Annotated in this window: 13 protein-coding genes and 1 pseudogene; 12 read left to right on the top strand and 2 right to left on the bottom strand. The window is 61.4% G+C overall.

The window, feature by feature from the left end:
* Positions 1-8: 8 nt before the first annotated feature.
* Genes moaB through Q673_RS33070 form a run of 4 tightly spaced genes read left to right on the top strand, consistent with a single transcriptional unit; the run spans position 9 to position 3,566 of the window.
* Complete coding sequence (gene moaB, locus Q673_RS33085; RefSeq protein WP_023007070.1) at positions 9-614, top strand: molybdenum cofactor biosynthesis protein B; 606 nt, start codon at positions 9-11, stop codon at positions 612-614.
* Positions 611-1,840, top strand: coding sequence for a molybdopterin molybdotransferase MoeA (locus Q673_RS33080; RefSeq protein WP_023007069.1), 1,230 nt, complete (start codon positions 611-613; stop codon positions 1,838-1,840). Before moaB ends, Q673_RS33080 begins: the two co-directional genes overlap by 4 nt.
* Positions 1,800-2,543 carry a Crp/Fnr family transcriptional regulator gene (locus Q673_RS33075; RefSeq protein ID WP_031218616.1) on the top strand — a complete coding sequence of 248 codons (744 nt, stop codon included), beginning with the start codon at positions 1,800-1,802 and terminating at the stop codon, positions 2,541-2,543. The genes Q673_RS33080 and Q673_RS33075 overlap by 41 nt, the downstream gene beginning before the upstream one ends.
* Positions 2,544-2,603: 60 nt before the next feature.
* Positions 2,604-3,566, top strand: coding sequence for a GlxA family transcriptional regulator (locus Q673_RS33070; protein WP_023007067.1), 963 nt, complete (start codon positions 2,604-2,606; stop codon positions 3,564-3,566).
* A gap of 81 nt (positions 3,567-3,647) precedes the next feature.
* On the opposite strand, the gene Q673_RS33065 is transcribed toward Q673_RS33070, so the two are convergent.
* Positions 3,648-4,577 carry a LysR family transcriptional regulator gene (locus tag Q673_RS33065; protein ID WP_031218614.1) on the bottom strand — a complete coding sequence of 310 codons (930 nt, stop codon included), beginning with the start codon at positions 4,575-4,577 and terminating at the stop codon, positions 3,648-3,650.
* 169 nt (positions 4,578-4,746) lie between these two features.
* Between Q673_RS33065 and Q673_RS33060 the strand changes: the two genes are divergently transcribed.
* From Q673_RS33060 to Q673_RS33030, 8 genes are all read left to right on the top strand, one after another.
* Positions 4,747-6,090: an aspartate aminotransferase family protein gene (locus Q673_RS33060; protein ID WP_023007065.1), complete on the top strand. Its 1,344-nt coding sequence runs from the start codon at positions 4,747-4,749 to the stop codon at positions 6,088-6,090.
* 39 nt (positions 6,091-6,129) lie between these two features.
* Entirely contained in the window at positions 6,130-7,620 is a 1,491-nt protein-coding gene (locus tag Q673_RS33055; protein WP_023007064.1) for a CoA-acylating methylmalonate-semialdehyde dehydrogenase, read from the top strand.
* Positions 7,621-7,689: 69 nt separating this feature from the next.
* The gene (gene ald, locus Q673_RS33050; protein WP_023007063.1) at positions 7,690-8,805 is read left to right on the top strand and encodes an alanine dehydrogenase; all 1,116 of its coding nucleotides are present in this window, start codon (positions 7,690-7,692) and stop codon (positions 8,803-8,805) included.
* Between the two features lie 678 nt (positions 8,806-9,483).
* A complete protein-coding gene (locus tag Q673_RS0118710) occupies positions 9,484-10,359 on the top strand; it encodes a nitrilase-related carbon-nitrogen hydrolase (protein ID WP_031218613.1) in 876 nt (291 codons plus the stop codon).
* Between the two features lie 79 nt (positions 10,360-10,438).
* Positions 10,439-11,932 carry an NCS1 family nucleobase:cation symporter-1 gene (locus Q673_RS33045; RefSeq protein WP_200861425.1) on the top strand — a complete coding sequence of 498 codons (1,494 nt, stop codon included), beginning with the start codon at positions 10,439-10,441 and terminating at the stop codon, positions 11,930-11,932.
* Positions 11,933-11,977: 45 nt separating this feature from the next.
* Positions 11,978-13,417 carry a dihydropyrimidinase gene (hydA, locus tag Q673_RS33040; RefSeq protein ID WP_023007060.1) on the top strand — a complete coding sequence of 480 codons (1,440 nt, stop codon included), beginning with the start codon at positions 11,978-11,980 and terminating at the stop codon, positions 13,415-13,417.
* 141 nt (positions 13,418-13,558) lie between these two features.
* Positions 13,559-13,999, top strand: coding sequence for a DMT family transporter (locus Q673_RS33035; protein WP_023007059.1), 441 nt, complete (start codon positions 13,559-13,561; stop codon positions 13,997-13,999).
* A 158-nt stretch (positions 14,000-14,157) separates the two neighbouring features.
* Positions 14,158-14,808 (top strand): TetR/AcrR family transcriptional regulator, encoded by a 651-nt coding sequence (locus tag Q673_RS33030; protein ID WP_023007058.1) that lies wholly within the window; start codon positions 14,158-14,160, stop codon positions 14,806-14,808.
* A gap of 56 nt (positions 14,809-14,864) precedes the next feature.
* Here the strand turns inward: Q673_RS33030 and Q673_RS33025 are convergent.
* A pseudogene (locus Q673_RS33025) lies at positions 14,865-15,138 on the bottom strand (hypothetical protein); the annotation flags it as partial.

The raw sequence follows: 15,138 nt of genomic DNA, 5'->3' as shown, positions 1-15,138 counted from the left end.
AGGATCCCATGGCCCATGTTCACGCCCATACCCCCTTCGCGCCCCTCGGTATCGCCGTGCTCACCGTCTCCGACACCCGCGGCTTCGACGAGGACGGCAGCGGCGACCTGCTCTCCGCCCGGCTCACCGATGCCGGCCATGCCCTGGTGGAGCGGCGCATCGTCCCCGACGACATCTACCGCATCCGCGCGGTGGTCTCGAAGTGGGTGATCCGCGACGACATCCAGGTGGTGCTGGTCAACGGCGGCACCGGCTTCACCCTGCGCGACACCACCCCCGAGGCGCTGACCCCGCTGTTCGACAAGGCCATCGACGGCTACGGCGAGCTGTTCCGCCAGCTCTCCTACCAGAGCATCGGCACCTCCACGGTGCAGTCCCGCGCCGTGGCCGGGGTGATCGACCGCACCCTGGTGTTCGCCATGCCCGGCTCGCCCAAGGCCTGCGCCACCGCCTGGGACGGCATCCTGGCCGAGCAGCTCGACGCCCGCACCCGTCCCTGCAACTTCGTGGCCATGGTGCTGCCCCAGGGCGCGAGCTGCGCCAGCCGCCAGCCCGACACCGCGCCGCGCGAGGCTCCGATCGAGACAGAAAGCGGCGCGGAGGTCGACGCATGAACTGCGGCTGTGCGGAGGTTGTCACCTCCGGCCTGCTCGACCTCTTCGAGGCGCGCGAGCGCATGATCGCCGCCGGCCGGCCGGTGCAAGGGCGCGAGCGGGTGACGCTGGGCGACGCCGAGGGGCGGGTGCTGGCGGAGGCGGTCGAGGCCGCCCTGGACCTGCCCGGCGTCGACAACAGCGCCATGGACGGCTACGCCCTGCGCGTCGCCGAGCTCGGCCCCGAGGGGCTGCCGGTGGTGCAGCGCATCCCCGCCGGCGCCGGCGTGCTGCACCTGCCGGAGGGCGGTTGCGCGCGCATCTTCACCGGCGCCCCGGTGCCGCTGGGCGCCGACGCCGTGGTGCCCCAGGAGAAGGTGCGCCTCGACGCCGAGGGACGCGTGCATGTCGACGGCGAGCTGCCGCGTGGCGCCAACATCCGTCGCCGGGGCGAGGAGAGCCGCGCCGGCACGCGCCTGGAGGCCGCCGCCATCGCCCTGCTGGCGAGCCACGGCATCGCCGAGGTCACGGTGCACCGCCGGGTGCGGGTGGCGCTGCTCTCCACCGGCGACGAGCTGATCGAGCCGGGCGCGACCCGCGCGCCGGGCCAAGTCTTCGACAGCAACCGCGCCATGCTCAAGGCGCTGATGGGCCAGCCGGGCGTCGAGGTGCTGGACCTGGGAGTGGTTCTCGACGATCCCCTTGATCTGCATCAGGCCCTTGGCCGGGCCCGCGACGAGGCCGATCTGGTAGTCTGTAGCGGCGGCGTGTCGGTGGGCGAGGAGGATCACGTGCGCCCCGCCATCGAGCGGCTGGGCGGCATCGCCTTCCATGGCGTGGGCATCAAGCCCGGCAAGCCCTTCGCGCTGGGCTACCTGGGCGACTCGCTTGCCACCGGCATCCCGCTGATCGCCCTGCCCGGCAACCCGGTGGCCTCGCTGGTGGGCTGGCAGTTCCTGGCCCTGCCGCTGCTGCAGGGTCGCCAGGGCATGGTGCCCGCGGCACTCGAGCGCTTTGCGGTCACCGCCGGCTTCTCCCGGCGCGGCCCGCGCGGGCGCCGCGAGCTGCTGCGGGTGGTGATCGACTGGCAAACGGGCGAGCCGGTGGCGCGGCTGGCCGGCGGCCAGGGGTCGCACATGCTGAGTGCCGCCAGCCAGGCCCATGGCTACCTGCTGGTGGATGCCGATACCGATGTGGAGGAAGGCCATGTCTATGGATACTGCCCAGCCGCCCAGTTCGGCCGCTGACCTGCTGTTCAAGCCCCGCCAGCTGCGCGAGCTGGTGCGCGGGGTGCCTTGGCTGGGCGCGCTCTCCGACGACGAGGTCGAGGCGCTGCTGGAGGACTGCGAGCCGCGCACCCTGGCCAGCCGCGAGTGGCTGTTCCGCCAGGACACCCCGGCGCGCTGGCTGCATATCGTCATCAGCGGCGCGGTGCGCCTGGTGCGCAGCGCCGGCGACGGCCGCCTGGCCACCATCCGCTGCGTGGAGCGCGGCGGCACCCTGGGCGAGCTGAGCATGGTCTCCCGGGAGGGCATCTACCTCTACTCCTCCGAGGCGCTGCGCCGCACCCATGTGCTGTCGATCCCCGCCGAGCGCTGCCGCGAGGCCATGGACCGCCACCCCGAGTGCCGCGCCGAGTTCATGAGCCGCCTGGCCCTGGAGCTCACTGACCGCCTCGAGGATCTCGCCCTGCTCACCCAGGGGGATGCCATGTCGCGGCTGGTCAGCTACATCCTGCGCCAGCTGCCCGCCGGGCGCGGCAAGGAGCCCCGGGTGGTGCGCCTCACCATCCCCAAGCGCTGGCTGGCCGCCCAGCTGGCGATGACCCCGGAGACCCTCTCTCGGCTGCTGGCCAAGCTGCGCGACAACGGCGCCATCAACATCGACCGCCAGCGGCTCACCGTGCTCGACGAGCAGAAGCTGCGCGACCTGATGATGGCCGATGACTGAGGTCGCGCCGTAGGGAGCAGCGACGACCCGACCGACGACTGACCGAGGGGAACGGACGGCGTGCGACTGGACTACAAGGGCCCGCTGCCCGAGGCGGTAGGCTTCCTGCTGCTGCCGCAGTTCTCGATGATGGCCTTCTTCGCCGCGGTGGAGCCGCTGCGCATCGCCAACCGCATCAGCGGTCGACCGCTCTTCGAGTGGCGCCTGATCAGCGTCGACGGCGAGCCCGTCACCGCCAGCAACGGCATGACCCTGCTCGCTGACGCCGCCATCGACGAGGTGCACCAGCTGCCCTCGCTGGCGGTGTGCAGCGGCTTCGCGCCCGAGGCCATGCTCACCCGGCCGCTGATGGCCTGGCTGCACCGCCTGGACCAGGCCGGCTGCACCCTGGGTGGGCTCGATACCGGCTGCTTCCTGCTCGCCGCCGCCGGCCTGCTGGAGGGGGAGCGGGTCACCCTGCACTGGGAGAGCCTGCCCGCCTTCCGCGAGCGCTTCCCCGCCATCCCCACCAGCGACGAGCTGTTCGAGCTCGGCCCGCGGCGCTTCTCCTGCGCCGGCGGCGCCGCCGCCATGGACATGGCGCTGGAGGTGATCGCCCGCCGCCATGGCACCCGGCTGGCGGTGGATGTCTCCGAGCAGCTGATCCATGAGCGCCTGCGCAGCCGCAGCGACCAGCAGCGCATGACCCTGGCCCGCCGCCTGGGCACCCACAACCGGCGCCTGGTGCAGGCGGTGGCGCTGATGGAGCGCCACCTGGAGGCGCCGCTGCCGCTGGCCGAGATCGCCGCGCGCTGCGGGGTCTCCTCCCGCCAGCTGCAGCGCCTCTTCGAGCGGCACCTCGCCACCACGCCCCGCCGCTGGTACCTCGGCCTGCGCCTGGAACGCGCCCACCACCTGCTCACCGAGACCGACATGGAGGTGCTCGCCATCGGCCTGGCCTGCGGCTTCGCCTCCGGCACCAGCTTCTCCCGCGCCTTCCGCGAGCGTTACGGCCACCCGCCGCGGGAGGCGCGGCGGCAGTAATGGTGCAGCGAATGTAATAGGTAATGGATCACCTATGCTGTCGCAGAACGAGCAACTACGGCCCTGGGTCTGGCTTGGCCCTCAGCGGGGTCGACTGTTGAGGTCTTTCGCCAGTTCTTCCAGATAGCTTTCCAGCACCAGGTTGGGGGGGGCGCCCTTGCGAGTGATGGCGCTGTAGCGTGTCGAGTAGTGCCATCGCTCAGGGGTCAAGGCGCGCATCCTTCCGTCGCGAACCCAGCGTTCAGCGTAATGGGTCGGCAGGTAGCCAATGTACCGGCCGGAGAGGATAAGGAAGGCGACCCCCTCCCTGTCGCTGGCGGTGGCGGCAGGCTTGAGCGGTTCATGTACCTCCTTGATCTCGGGGGTCTGGGCATAGGCCGGCACTACCGCATCGTGATGGCCCAGTTCGACCTCGGTCGCCTTATCCATGGTGAAGAGTGGGTGCTCATTCGAGCAGTAAAGCTGTGAGGCCTCCTCGTACAGGGGCATGTAGTGGACGCCAGGGAGGACCTTCAGGTTGGGAATCACGCCCGTGTGTAGCCTTCCGTCCAGGACGGCCAGCTCGATGTCGCTGGGGGGAATCATGCGGATATTGATTCGCACATCGGGTCCCCTCTCTTTCAGCGCCCTCAGCGCATTGGTGATGTGCATCTCCGGCATGGTCACCAGGTTGTCGGTGATCCCGATGTTGAGCTCGCCCTTGAGTTGAGCATGCAACCCATTCACCCGCGTGCGGAAGCCTTCCACGGAAGCCAGCAGTTGCAGCGCCGACTCATAAACCTCCGCGCCCTCATCGGTCACAGCGAAACCGCTTCTCCCCCTCTGGCAGAGGCGTAAACCGAGACGTGTCTCAAGGTCGTTCATGGCCATGCTGATGGCAGCCCGGCTGATGCCGAGCTCCACCTCGGCGGCTGAAAAGCCGCCGCACTCCACCACCTTACGGTAGATACGCAGAAGCCGAAGGTCGGCATCACCCATCTGCCCCATGGGACTGCCTCTACGTTGGGACATGATGACTGCCTCCTGGCTGGCGTGGATGCTGAGGGTGGCTTGATCGCCGAATAAGTTAACTAAATGCTTGCGTGAGATTCAATACATTTTAATTTAATTGATAAAGGTGGGGGGCTAAGTTGAGTCATGTAGCGCTTGTCGATGCCAACAATAAAGGGAGGCCACCGCCATGACCGCTCAGGAATTTCCCCATGCTGCCGGCTTGAGTGCCGAGCAGCTGGATGCATTCTGGATGCCCTACACCGGCAACCGTCAGTTCAAGCGCGACCCGCGCATCATCGTCGGTGCCGAGGGCAGTTATCTGGTCGATGCTCAGGGACGTCGCGTCTTCGATGGCCTCTCGGGCCTGTGGACCTGTGGTGCCGGGCATTCGCGTCCCGAGATCGCCGACGCCGTCAGTCGCCAGCTGCGCGAGCTCGACTATGCGCCGGCCTTTCAGTTTGGTCACCCCAAGGCCTTCGAGCTGGCGCACCGCCTGCGTGAGCTGACGCCGGAGGGGCTGGACCACGCCTTCTTCACGGGGTCCGGTTCCGAGAGTGCCGACACCTCCCTGAAAATCGCCCGCGCCTACTGGCGCAAGAAGGGCAAGCCGGCCAAGACCAAGCTGATCGGCCGTGCCAAGGGCTATCACGGAGTCAACTTCGGCGGCTTCAGCGTGGGGGGGATCGGTGCCAACCGTACCCTCTATGGCCAGGGTGTCGATGCGGATCATCTGCCCCACACCCTGATCCCTGAGAACGCCTTCACCCGTGGCATGCCCGAGCGCGGGGCCGAGAAGGCCGAAGAGTTACTGGAGCTGATCGCCCTGCATGATGCCTCCAATATCGCCGCGGTGATCGTCGAGCCCCTGGCCGGCTCCGCAGGGGTGATCCCGCCACCGGTCGGCTATCTCAAGCGCCTCCGCGAGATCTGCGATCAGCACGATATCCTGCTCATCTTCGACGAGGTGATCACCGCCTTCGGGCGCATGGGCGCCATGACCGGCGCCGAGGCGTTCGGCGTGGTACCCGACATGATGAACTTCGCCAAGCAGCTGACCAACGGTGCGGTACCCATGGGCGGGGTCATGGTCACGGGCGAGATCTACCAGGCCTTCATGGAGCAGGGTGGGCCCGACTACATGCTCGAGCTGCCCCATGGGTACACCTACTCTGGCCATCCGGTGGCCTGTGCCGCCGCCCTGACCTCCCTGGATATCCTGGAGCAGGAGGGCCTCATCGAACGGGTGCGTCAGATGAGCCCGCACTTCGAGGAGGCGCTGCACGAGCTCAAGGGCACGCGCTATATCAGTGACATCCGCAATTATGGCCTGGCCGGCGCGCTCACGATCGAGCCCTATCCCGGCGAGCCGGCTCGCCGGCCCTACGAGATAGCCATGAAGTGTTGGGAGAAGGGCTTCTACGTGCGCTATGGCGGCGACACCATCCAGCTCGGCCTCCCTTTTATCGTCGAGCGCGAAGAAATCGACCGGGTGGTGAGTGCCATCGGAGAGTCGATTGCTGAACTTGGCTAATAACTCTTAAAACCACAATCAATTTTCAAGAGGTTTTCCATGACAACACTTGGCCATCTGATCAATGGTGCCCGCGTCGAACGCGACGGACGCACCCAAGAGCTCTTCAACCCTTCTACCGGAGCCGTCAAGGGACAGGTCAGTCTGGCCTCCAAGGCCACGGTGGAGGAAGCCATTAGCGCAGCGCAGGCCGCCTTCCCGGCATGGCGGAATACGCCTCCGGCCAAGCGGGCCAGGGTGATGTTCCGTTTCAAGCAGCTGCTTGAGCAGCATGCCGACGAAATCGTCCGGCTGGTCGGTGAGGAGCACGGCAAGATCGTTCATGACGCCCAGGGAGAGCTGGCCCGGGGTATCGAGAACGTGGAGTACGCCTGCGGTGCACCGGAACTGCTCAAGGGGGAGCACAGCAAGAACACCGGGCCCGGCATCGACTCCTGGAGCGAGTTCCAGCCGCTGGGCGTGGTGGCCGGCATCACGCCGTTCAACTTCCCCGCCATGGTGCCGCTTTGGATGTACCCCATGGCCATCGCCTGTGGCAACACCTTCGTGCTCAAGCCTTCCGAGCGAGACCCCACCTCGGCGCTTTTCATTGCCGAGCTGGCGCTGGAGGCGGGGTTGCCCGCGGGCGTCCTCAACGTCGTCAACGGCGACAAGGAAGCGGTGGATACCCTTCTCGACGACGCGCGTGTCCAGGCCGTCAGCTTCGTCGGCTCCACGCCGATCGCGGAGTACATCTACTCGCGGGCCAGCGCCAATGGCAAGCGCTGCCAGGCCCTGGGCGGTGCCAAGAACCACGCCATCGTGATGCCCGATGCCGACATGGAGAACGTGGTCAACTCTCTGACCGGGGCGGCATTCGGTTCCTCCGGTGAGCGCTGCATGGCACTGTCGGTGGCCGTGGCCGTGGGTGACGAGGCCGCCGACACCTTGATCAGCAAGATGAAGGAGCAGATGACCACCCTGAAGGTCGGCCCCTTCCATGATGCCGGGAACGATTTCGGGCCGGTGATCACCAAGGCCCATCAGGAGAAGGTGTGTGGGTACATCGACAGTGCCGAACAGCAGGGCGCGACCATCGTGGTCGATGGCCGTGATGTGCAGGTGCCGGGCCATGAGGAAGGCTTCTATGTAGGCGGTACCCTTATCGATCGGGTGACGCCGGAGATGACCTGCTACCAGGAGGAGATCTTCGGTCCAGCGCTACTGGTCATGCGAGTCGATACCATGGAAGAAGCCATGCAGCTGATCGATGACCATGAGTATGGCAATGGAACCTGTATCTACACCCGTGACGGCGAAGCGGCGCGCTATTTCAGCGACCATATCCAGGTGGGCATGGTAGGCGTTAACGTGCCCCTCCCGGTGCCTGTTTCCTACCACAGCTTCGGCGGCTGGAAGCGCTCGCTGTTCGGTGACCTCGCCGCCTATGGGCCCGATTCGGTACGCTTCTACACCCGTCGCAAGACTATCACCCAGCGCTGGCCATCGGCCGGGGTGCGCGAAGGGGCGCAGTTCTCCTTCCCCTCGTAACGTCAGCATAAGGCGTGGCGCATGCATCTCCTTGCATGCGCCTCTGCAGATTAACAAGAGACAACTACCATGCAGATCGCTATTCCCAAGGAAATCAAGAATCATGAGTATCGCGTTGCGCTCACTCCCACCGGCGCCAGGGAACTGGTCGGGCGTGGTCATGCGGTCACCGTGCAGGCCGGTGCCGGTGATGGCGCCGGTTTCGCCGACACCGCCTATGAAGCTGCTGGCGCCCGCATCGAAGCGGACGTGGCGCGCCTCTGGGACGGCGCCGAGCTGATTCTCAAGGTCAAGGAACCCCAACCCGAGGAGGTTGCCCGCCTGAAGGAGGGCCAGACGCTCTTCACCTACCTACACCTCGCCGCCGAGGAGTCGCTGACCCGCGGCCTGATGGCGAGCGGCGCCACTTGCATCGCCTACGAGACCATCACCGACAACCAGGGCGGCCTGCCGTTGCTGGCACCGATGAGCACCGTGGCCGGGCGCATGGCGATCCAGGCCGGTGCCCACAGCCTGGAGAAGGCCCAGGGCGGGTCCGGCGTGCTGCTGCCCGGAGTGCCCGGCGTGGCGCCGGCCCGGGTCGCGGTGATCGGTGGCGGCGTGGTTGGTGAGAACGCGGCGCGCATGGCGCTGGGCCTTGGTGCCGAGGTGACGGTGCTGGACAAGTCGATCCCGCGGCTTGAGACTCTCGATGATCGTTACCAGGGGCGCATGAAGACGGTCTTCTCCACCGCGGATGCCATCGATGAGGCGGTGCGTGAGAGTGACCTGATCGTCGGCGCCGTGCTGATCCCCGGTGCCGCCGCCCCCAAGCTGATCACCCGTGCCATGCTTGCCGAGATGAAGCCCGGCAGCGTGCTGGTGGATGTGGCCATCGACCAGGGCGGCTGCTTCGAGACCAGCAAGCCGACCACTCACGCCGAGCCCACCTACATGGTCGATGGTGTCGTCCACTACTGCGTGGCCAACATGCCCGGCGGGGTGGCGCGCACCTCCACCCAGGCGCTCACCAATGCCACCCTGCCGTACGTGATCGCGCTGGCCGACAAGGGCTGGCGCAAGGCGCTGGCCGACGACACCCACTTCGCCGCCGGGCTCAACGTCCATGCCGGCCGGGTCACCTATGCCGCGGTGGCCGAAGCATTCGGGCTGAGCCATGCCCCTATCACAGGGTTATTGGCCTAAAGCTTATTATAGGCGCACCATTTGCCTGATTATGATGCTGACGTTTTCTCAGTTTGATTAGGCAAATTCACCCCCCTGCAACCTAACCCCGGCTGGTAGCGACAGCCGTCGCTGTCAGCCGGGGTCTCCGCTTGTTCAAACAGCAAAACGCTTTGATCATTAACGGCATCGCATGCATTGCGAATGATTTGCCTCCTCCCTCCTTTTTCTCGACGAGCCTGTGGCTTCTTATCGACAGAGGTCCAGGCGGGCCTTATGGATTAATCATGCACGATATTGATGCGACAAGGGCTGCGATGCACTCATTTTGAGCGAGAAAACAGGGTTTTACCACTTGGCAAAAAAATCCTTGACCATCCTGGCTATGGCTCTTACCTTTACCAGTAGGTAAAACAAAATATAAAGCCATGGCGAGTATTAAATGACCTGTGTATCTCACGCAAAATATCCAGACGACATGACGCGCAAAGCCACGGGTGTAGAAGTGACATTGCCCTGTGGCAGACAGTTTTTCTTGAGGTAAATAAGGGGGGGTAGGGAGACTGCCGGGGCTGAATGTATTGCATATGGTGTGGCCGGTATGCTGATGAAGGCCATGAATAAACCAGGGAAAGATGAGGATCCCTTGTTATTAGGCAGGAAGCTAATAGTAAGCTAACAATATAAGAGAGGTGTCTTATGCCAAGCAAGGTAATGTGTGGGCTAATTCAAATGTCTCTGAAAGGTGATACATCAATGTCACCTGAAGAGATTAGAAAAAAGATGATCGATGCACACCTGCCAATGATTGATGAAGCGGCAGAAAAAGGCGTGCAGGTGCTATGCTTTCAAGAGGTGTTTACACAGCCTTATTTCTGTCCCAGTCAGGATAGCAAGTGGTATGATGCAGCCGAAAATATACCTGACGGCCCTACCACTCGCTTGATGCAAGAATATGCCAAGAAGCACCGCATGGTTATCGTCGTGCCTATATATGAAGAAGCCATGCCTGGTGTTTTCTATAACACTGCGGCTGTTATTGACGCCGACGGAAGCTACCTAGGTAAGTATCGCAAAAACCATATCCCCGACACGGCTCCCGGCTTCTGGGAGAAGCTGTATTTCAAACCTGGAAACTCAGGATATCCGGTATTTGAGACGGCCTACTGTAAGTTAGGTGTTTATATTTGCTATGACCGGCATTTCCCGGAAGGCTGGCGGGCTCTTGCGCTTAACGGAGCTGAGTATATTGTGAACCCCTCCGCTACCGTCAAGGGCAAGAGTCGGTACCTATGGGAGCTGGAGCAGCCGGCATCTGCCGCAGCCAATGCCGTATTCATTGGAGCCATCAACCGGGTAGGGCGAGAGGCCCCATGGGACGACCGCATGGGGGAGTTCTACGGTTCCAGCTATATTGCCAACCCCATGGGCCAGATTGAGGCTCAAGCTAGCGAAGACCAGGATGAACTGCTTGTTCACGAAATAGATCTCGACATGATACGTGAGGTTCGCAAGGGTTGGCAGTTCTTCAGGGATCGGCGGCCGGAGTCTTATGATGACCTGGTGGAGTATTAAGCAAGCTGAAAAATGAAAAGTTGGGAGGGGGTGTTATTACCCCTCCTGAAGTAAAGATAACAAAATAGTGAGATGAGTCGTGAGTGAAAAAACAAATAAAGCTCAGATGAAATCTGGTTACAGCTCTGAACTATGGAATGTCGACCTGGCACCTGTTGATAAAGAGGAAAGGACTTGGTCCTGGCAGAACATAGCCAGCCTTTGGGTATCGATGGTTGTGTGCGTCCCGGCCTATATGCTGGCGGCAAGTCTGATCCCAGAGGGAATGGCCTGGTGGCAAGCGGTACTGACTGTCTTCATAGCCAATACCATCATATTGGTTCCCATGCTGCTTCTTGGGCACGCCGGAGCCAAGCACGGTATCCCATTTCCGGTATTGTTGAGGGCCTCTTTCGGCACCTCTGGCGCCAAGCTTGCAGCCATGATGCGTGGCGTAGTCGGATGTGGGTGGTTCGGCATCCAGACCTGGATCGGCGGTTCCGCCATCTATTCCATTCTTAATATTCTGACAGAACGAGCATTGGTAGGAGAACCTATCCCAGGGTTGGGTATCGACCTGGCACAGCTGCTATGTTTCCTCGCCAGCTGGGGTATGCATGTCTACTTCATCGCACGCGGTACTGAGTCGATCCGCTTCCTTGAGACCTATGCTGCTCCCTTCTTGATCGCAATGTGCTTTGGTTTGCTTATCTGGGCGGTGACCAAGGCCGGTGGTTTCGGCCCCATGCTCTCGACCCCGTCAGAGTTCGTTGAGGGTGGCTCTCGAGAAGGTGAGTTCTGGCTGGTATTCTGGCCTGGCCTGACGGCGATGGTGGGCTTCTGGGCGACCCTGGCATTGAACATTCCTGACTTTACTCGCTTTGCCAAGAGTCAGAGGCACCAACTCATTGGTCAGGCGTTGGGGCTGCCAATTCCCATGGCAATCCTGGCATTCATTGCTGTAGCCGTCGCGTCGGCAACCATCGTGATCTATGGAGAAGCGCTTTGGGATCCAGTCGCGATTACTGAGCGTATGGGCGGTACCGCTGTAGTCATCGCCTTGTTGGCACTTATTATTGCAACCGTTACTACTAACCTGGCTGCCAACGTCGTGGCACCTGCCAATGGCTTTGCTAACCTTTTGCCCGGCAAGATTTCTTTCCGGATGGGGGGGTACATCACCGCAGGCCTGGGTATTGCTATCATGCCCTGGAAGCTGCTTGAGACGACTGGTGCATATATTTTTACCTGGTTGATTGGCTACTCGGCGCTGCTCGGGCCGTTGGCGGGGATTATGCTGGCTGACTATGTGCTCCTGAGGAAGACCGAGTTGGCGCATGATGAGCTCTTCAAGAACCATGGCCGTTACAGCTATTCCAATGGCTGGAACCCCATCGCCTGGATCGCATTTATCATTGCGGTTCTTCCCAACCTTCCTGGATTCTTGGCGGCGGCAGGGCTGATAGACAGCGTTCCCCAGATTTTCTCTCAAATCTACAACTACGCCTGGTTCGTCGGTGTCGTGGTCGGTGCCATGGTCTACTTGGTGCTGATGAAAATGACACGGCCTGTTGCTGCAAGTGCAACATCCTAGCTTCATCCATGAAGCATTATCTACAAAAGCAAGAAGGAGAGTCTCATGTCTGTGTTGATCAAGGGTGGAACCGTTGTCACCGCCGATTACACCTTCAAGGCCGATGTCTACTGTAAAGATGGAAAAATTGACGCCATCGGTGAGAATCTGGATGTCCCATCGGGCGCAGAAATTGTTGATGCAAAAGGGCAATATGTCATGCCTGGCGGCATCGATCCTCACACTCATATGCAGTTTCCCTTTATGGGGACCGTAGCAAGCGATGATTTCTACACGGGGACTGCCGCTGCGCTGGCCGGTGGCACCACGAGTATCATCGACTTCGTCATCCCTCAGCCTGGACAGCGCTTGCTTGACGCCTATAACCAGTGGCGAGAATGGGCAGAGAAATCTGCTGCTGACTATACCTTTCATGTCGCTATCACCTGGTGGGATGACTCGGTATATGAAGACATGGAAACTCTTGTGCGCGAGCATGGCGTTAATAGTTTCAAGCACTTCATGGCCTACAAGAATGCTATCATGGCCGATGACGAGACCCTGGTGAAAAGCTTCCGTCGCTGTGTAGAGTTGGGTGCCATGCCGACGGTGCATGCTGAAAACGGCGAACTGGTCTATCAACTTCAGCAAGAGATGTTGGAAAAGGGGATTACCGGCCCTGAGGCTCACCCCCTCTCGCGGCCACCCTTCGTAGAAGGCGAAGCGGCCAACCGGGCGATTCAGGTCGCGCAGGCGATGCATACGCCGATCTATATTGTCCATGTCTCCTGCAAGGATTCTCTGGATGCCATCACCAGGGCCCGCTCTGCAGGTCAGCGTGTATACGGCGAGGTCCTCGCAGGCCATCTGGCAATCGACGATAGCGTCTATCGCAGCGAGGACTTCGACTTTGCCGCGGGACACGTGATGAGCCCCCCCTTCCGCCCGAAAGAGCACCAAGATGCACTCTGGAACGGACTGCAGGGCGGTAATCTTCACACTACCGCTACAGATCACTGCTGTTTCTGCAAAGATCAGAAGGCTGCAGGCCGTGATGACTTTACCAAGATCCCCAACGGTACCGCTGGGGTGGAGGATCGCCTTGCCATTCTCTGGGATGAAGGCGTCAATAAAGGCCGCCTTACGCTAAGCGAGTTCGTGGCGGTGACCTCCACCAATACGGCCAAGCTTTTCAACATGTATCCTCGCAAAGGAAGTATTTCGGTAGGGGCTGATGCGGATATCGTGGTATGGGATCCTCAGGGTAAACGTACCATTTCTGCGGAAACTCACCATATGAATGTGGATTTCAATATCTTCGAGGGGCGTACTGTTACGGGCGTTCCCTCCCACACTCTCAGTCATGGCAAGGTGGTGTGGCGTGATGGCGAGCTTAATGCTGAGCGAGGAGCAGGGCGCTATGTCAAACGGCCTGCTTATGCCCCGGTGCTGGAAGCCGTGGCGCGCCAGACCGAGCTGAACGAACCTCAGGCCGTCAAGCGCTGAGAAAATATGACTCCGGAACAACTGGTAATCCGGTGTCAATGGTGAAGGGGCCCACAGCGAGTGCTGTGGGCCCCGTATAGTATCTGGACGCTAAGCCTGCGGCTGGTCGTTCTGTTGACTGCGTTATAGGGGGAGTACCCTATGTGGTTTCACTTCATCACTGTGTTGGCAGCCGGTGCCATGCTGCCCATGCAGGCGGGGATCAATGCTGGCCTGGCTCGCGGATGGGGGCATCCTCTATGGGCGGCTGCCGTCTCCTTCGGTGTGGGAACCCTGGTATTGTTAGGGGCTGCCTTGGGCGCACGGCTCATCGTACCCAGCTGGCAGCAGCTATCAGACATTCCTGCCTGGAGCTGGTCCGGCGGAGTGCTGGGAGCCTTTTATGTGACCGTGATGGTAGCCTTTGCTCCCAAGCTGGGGGCCGCAACGCTGCTGGCGCTGGTGGTGGCTGGCCAGATGCTGGCCTCCGTGCTACTGGACCATTTCGGAGCGCTGGGGTTTCCCCAGCACTCCATCTCTTTGCCACGGCTTGTGGGAGTGGTGCTGCTTTTCGTAGGCGTGATGTTGATTCGCCGTTACTGAGTGGCTGGACGCTGCAATAGGGCGACGGTATGCTGAACGAACTTCATACCTCCCTTGGTGTGCCTCTTGCACCGGTACTCTGGACGTGTCGTGAGTTATTGCCCTGCTTGCGATGACGGCTTGCCGGAACGGCACACGACAAACCGGTCGATAGCCCCATGAGTCAACCCGCCTCCGAGCAAAATTCACCCCGCCGTTCAGCGAATCGTAAGGCCCTGGAACAGAAGATCCTCGATGCCGCCGAGATCATCTTCGCCGAGCAGGGCCTCAACGGTGCTTCACTGGAAGCCATCGCGGAGAGGGCCGGCCTCTCCAAGCAGAACATGTTGTACTACTTTCCTTCCAAGGAGAGTCTCTACCAGAACGTGCTGAAATATATCCTCGACCTGTGGATCGAGAAGATGGCGCTGATGGAGCAGGCCGGTGATACGCCTGCTGGCATGCTGGAGAACTATATTCGGGGCAAGCTGGAGCTCTCTCGTATTCGTCCTTATGGATCCAAGGTCTTCGCCAATGAGGTGATCAGCGGAGCCGCTCATCTGAAGGATTATATCGAACAGAATCTTCTGCCGCAGCTCGAAACCGATATTGAACTAGTGCGTGGATGGATTGCTAGCGGTGAGATGGACCCCATAGAGCCTGAGCATCTCTTTTTCTCTATCTGGGCTTCCACGCAGACGTATGCCGATTTTTCCACGCAGGTCTGTCTGGCAATGGGTAAGAGTGAGTTAGATGAGGACGATTTTCGGCGTGCCGGGGACTTCCTGACGCATGTGCTACTCAAAGGACTGGGACTCCGAAGTGGCTGAGAAAAAAGGAGGAGCGCAGTGCGCTCCTCCTATGTGACATGTCATGGGCCTCGGCTCTAGAAGTGGAACTTGACCAGCGCACTTACCGAGCTTTCAGTATCCATGACCTCATCGGAAAGACCGAATTTGTTACGCCAATAGGCATACTCGATGCCGGCATACAGCACGCCAGGGTTGCCACTGAAGTGGCCAATATCCAGTTTCAGCTGAGGGGTGAAGTTAAGCTCAGACTTGTGGTCGGATTCTGCCGTTGAATAGTCAAGAAACCCGTCGAAAAGGAAGCGTGCAGCTCCCAGCGTAAAAGGAGCACCTGATTCCGTGAAGCCAGCG

The organism is Halomonas sp. PBN3 (assembly GCF_000475415.1).
In the GTDB taxonomy this organism is placed as follows: domain Bacteria; phylum Pseudomonadota; class Gammaproteobacteria; order Pseudomonadales; family Halomonadaceae; genus Halomonas; species Halomonas shengliensis.
The sequence above is the reverse complement of the archived record's forward strand: the minus strand, read 5'-3'. Positions and strand labels throughout refer to the sequence as shown.

Excerpts from the sequence above, each read along its gene's own strand:
- moaB (WP_023007070.1), top strand. The coding sequence starts at position 9 with ATGGCCCATGTTCACGCCCATACCCCCTTCGCGCCCCTCGGTATCGCC.
- Q673_RS33080 (WP_023007069.1), top strand. The coding sequence starts at position 611 with ATGAACTGCGGCTGTGCGGAGGTTGTCACCTCCGGCCTGCTCGACCTC.
- Q673_RS33075 (WP_031218616.1), top strand. The coding sequence starts at position 1,800 with ATGTCTATGGATACTGCCCAGCCGCCCAGTTCGGCCGCTGACCTGCTG.
- Q673_RS33065 (WP_031218614.1), bottom strand. The coding sequence starts at position 4,577 with ATGTCCCAACGTAGAGGCAGTCCCATGGGGCAGATGGGTGATGCCGAC.
- Q673_RS33060 (WP_023007065.1), top strand. The coding sequence starts at position 4,747 with ATGACCGCTCAGGAATTTCCCCATGCTGCCGGCTTGAGTGCCGAGCAG.
- Q673_RS33055 (WP_023007064.1), top strand. The coding sequence starts at position 6,130 with ATGACAACACTTGGCCATCTGATCAATGGTGCCCGCGTCGAACGCGAC.
- ald (WP_023007063.1), top strand. The coding sequence starts at position 7,690 with ATGCAGATCGCTATTCCCAAGGAAATCAAGAATCATGAGTATCGCGTT.
- Q673_RS0118710 (WP_031218613.1), top strand. The coding sequence starts at position 9,484 with ATGCCAAGCAAGGTAATGTGTGGGCTAATTCAAATGTCTCTGAAAGGT.
- hydA (WP_023007060.1), top strand. The coding sequence starts at position 11,978 with ATGTCTGTGTTGATCAAGGGTGGAACCGTTGTCACCGCCGATTACACC.
- Q673_RS33035 (WP_023007059.1), top strand. The coding sequence starts at position 13,559 with ATGTGGTTTCACTTCATCACTGTGTTGGCAGCCGGTGCCATGCTGCCC.
- Q673_RS33030 (WP_023007058.1), top strand. The coding sequence starts at position 14,158 with ATGAGTCAACCCGCCTCCGAGCAAAATTCACCCCGCCGTTCAGCGAAT.